Source organism: Corallococcus sp. 4LFB (assembly GCF_046520365.1).
GTDB classification, from domain to species: domain Bacteria; phylum Myxococcota; class Myxococcia; order Myxococcales; family Myxococcaceae; genus Corallococcus; species Corallococcus caeni.
Genome location: NZ_JBKGHJ010000724.1, coordinates 1 through 3,129, shown reverse-complemented (window position 1 = coordinate 3,129; position 3,129 = coordinate 1). Strand labels below are relative to the sequence as shown.

The 3,129-nt window shown below is 74.0% G+C and carries 2 protein-coding genes and 1 pseudogene; all 3 read right to left on the bottom strand.

What is annotated here, in order from left to right; genetic code table 11:
* Positions 1-549: 549 nt before the first annotated feature.
* Positions 550-882 carry an HYR domain-containing protein gene (locus ACLEQD_RS40160; protein WP_410391227.1) on the bottom strand — a complete coding sequence of 111 codons (333 nt, stop codon included), beginning with the start codon at positions 880-882 and terminating at the stop codon, positions 550-552.
* Positions 883-1,181: 299 nt separating this feature from the next.
* Positions 1,182-1,916 (bottom strand): annotated as a pseudogene (locus ACLEQD_RS40155) (Ig-like domain-containing protein); the annotation flags it as partial.
* Between the two features lie 155 nt (positions 1,917-2,071).
* On the bottom strand, positions 2,072-3,034 hold the full coding sequence (locus ACLEQD_RS40150; protein ID WP_410391226.1) for a Kelch repeat-containing protein: 963 nt from the start codon (positions 3,032-3,034) through the stop codon (positions 2,072-2,074).
* Positions 3,035-3,129 lie beyond the last annotated feature (95 nt).

Below are 3,129 nucleotides of genomic sequence, written 5' to 3'. Positions count from 1 at the left end.
CGTGCCGCCCGGCAGCCCGACGTCCAGGCCCAGGCCCAGGAACACCGGCGCGCCTTCCTCCCGCCGCAGCAGCTCGTAGCGCACGCCCAGCTCCGGCGTGCCCAGGCCGAACGAGTCCGGCTCGCTCACGCCGACCAGCTGCTCCGCGCCGTGGCCGCCCTGCGCGATGATGACGGGCAGCTTCGCGGAGAACTCCAACCGGTCCACCGGCGACCACGCGCCCGCCAGCCAGCCCGCGGTGCGGTAGTGCAGGATGGAGCGCTCCAGCCCGTCACTGCCCTGGAGCAGGAGGATGCCGCGCTCGTAGTTGACCATGAGGAGCAGGCGGTAGCCGCCCTCGGGGAGCACGCGGCCGGTGTCCACCAGCATCGAGTCCGTCGCCGCCGGCTGGAAGCGCAGGCGCTCCAGGTCCAGCGGCCTGAGCGGGCTCGTGGTGGTCTGTCCGAACGCGGCGGGGGAGACGGCGGTGGCCAGCAGCGCGGCCAGCGCCCAGCTCTGAGCCTTTGTACGCAAGGGAAGGTCCATTCGAGAAAAGAAGGAGCGCATGTCTCAGTTCTCCCCAGCCGGGTTCTGACGGCGGCGCGAATGACTCCAGGCCGCCAGCGCGGCGAGGAGCGCCAGCGCGGACGTGGTGCCGCCGGTGCTGTCACAGCCGCCGCCGGCGATCTCCACGACCTCCGCCTGGACCCGGACCTGGAACGTGCACTGCGCGGTGTTGCCCGCGGCGTCCGTGGCGGTGACGGTGACCTGCGTGGCGCCCGGCGCGAAGGTGCTGCCGACGCGGGCGACGACGTCACCGTCGGCGAGGCCGTCACCGCGTCCGTGGCCGTGGGGTTGAACGTCACCGGCTCGCCCGGACCCACCAGGACGTTGGCGGGGCAGGTGAGCGCGGGGGGCGTGGTGTCCTGCACCGTCACCTGGAACGAACAGGTGAGGCCGCTGGAGGTCGCGGTGACCGTCGTGGTGCCCAGCGGGAAGCGCGAGCCCGACGCCTGCGTGTAGCTCACCGGGAGCCCCGCCGGCTCCAGGACCGCGGGGTCGTAGGTCACGTCGGCGCCGTCCGCACCGGTCGCCTCCGCGGTGACGTTCGCGGGACAGGTGAGGGTCGGGACGGCGTCCACCACGTTGAGGGTCACGGTCGCGAGGTTGCTGTCGTCGACGCAGTCCCGGACCCGGTAGGTGAAGCTGTCGGGGCCCACATAGCCGGGCGCGGGCGTGTACGCGAGGTGCCCCTGCGCGCTGGTGCCGAGCGTGCCGTGCTGCGGCTGGGTGACGATGGTCCAGGTCAACACCTGGCCGGGGTCCGGATCCGTGCCGTTCAGGCCGAGCTCCACCTCCGTGTCCTTGGGGACGGTGACCGTCTGGTCCGCCGCCGCCGGGGGACGGTTGGCGACGACGGTCACCGTGCGTCCGCCGGGGATGGCGTTGGCGAAGACGGACAGGCCGTAGGTGCCCAGCGGCGTGCCGGTGGGGACCGTCACCGTCGCGCGCGTGGCCGAGGTGTCGCTGCTGGGGAGCGTCCAGAGGCGCCCGCCCTCGGCGGCCCGCAGCCGCACCAGGGGGAAGTCGGTGGGGGAGTCGGCGCTGTTGCCAGCGCTCGCGCCGGAGAGGCCCCGGAACAGCAGGCCCTCCAGGACGGTGGGGCAGCCGGCGACGAAGGTCGGCGGGTTCGTCACGGTGGGCCGCCACGCGGGGAGGGCGCCGGTGTCGTCATACAGCTCCGCGTTGGGGGTGGCGAGGCCGCCCGTCAGCAGGACCTCACCCGAGGGCAGGGCGACGGTGACCAGCCCCCCCGCGGTGGTGGGGTCCGCGACGTTGAGCCAGCGGCGGAGCATGGGGTCGTAGACCTCCGCCGTGTTGGCGTAGTCACCATTCGTGGTGATGCCGCCCGCGGCCAGCACCTTGCCGTTGGGCATCAGCGTGGCGGAGTGCAGCCAGCGTGGCTGCGTGAGCGCGCCCACGGAGGCCCAGGAGTTCGTGCCGGGCGTGTACAGCTCCGAGGTCGTCAGCTCCGTGAAGGCCGCGATGCCGCCCGCCGCGAGCACCTGGCCCGACGGCAGCAGCGTCAGCGTCAGCTCGTCGCGGCGCCCGCGAGGCTCGCCGCCGCGGCCCAGGTGTTGGTGGCGGGGTCATAGAGCTCCGCGGAGGCCAGCTCCGAGCCGCCGCCGCCGTGTCCGCCGACGACGAGCACCCGGCCGTTCTGGAGCAGCACGGCGCGATGTCCGGCGCGCGCCGTGGCGAGCGAGCCGGCCGGGGTCCACGTGTTCGTGTCGGGCGCGTACACCTCCGCGCTGGCGAGCACCGTGGTGTTGCTCTGGCCACCGGCGACGAGCACCCGGCCATCCGGCAGGAGCGTGGAGGTGTGCAGGTGGCGCGTGCCCAACAGCGTCGCGGTGGGCAGCCAGGTGTTGGTGGTGGGATCGAAGCGCTCCACGGAGGCCGTGGAGGTGTTGGTGTTGCGGCCGCCCGCGATCAGCACCTGCCCCGAGTTCAGGACGGTGGCGGTGGCGCGCTCGCGCGGCGTGGCGAGCGCGGGCAGGGCGGTCCACGCGTTGCTCGCGCGATCGTACAGCTCCGCCTCGGCCGACGAGGTGAACTGGCCGCGGCCACCCGCGACGAGCACCTGGCCCGAGGGCAGCAGCGCCACCATCGCGTCGGTCCGGGGGGTGCCCATGGCGCCCGCGGGCGACCACCGGCTCACGGCGGGGTCGTAGACCTCCGTCTCCGCGTAGAAGGTCAGCGACGGGGCCGAGGTGAACCCGCCCGCGATGAACACCTTGCCGTTCGGCAGCAGCGTCGCGGTGTGGTTCTCGCGGGCGACGTTCATCGTGCCCGCGGCGGCCCAGGTGCCGGTGGCGGGATCATAGACTTCCGATTCGACCTGTGGCGCGGCGCCGGAGACGGAGCCGCCGGTGACGAGGACGCGGCCGTCGGGGAGCAGCGTGGCCGCGTGGCCGGCGCGCGGGAACGCGAGGCTGCCCGTCGCGGTCCAGGTGTTGGCCACCGGGTCGTAGAGCTCCGACTGGGCCGTCACGCCGCCCTGCGCGAAGCCGCCCGCGACGAGCACGCGGCGTCGGGGAGCAGGGTGCTGGAGAAGTAGTGGCGGGCGACCAGCGGGGCCGCGGCGGC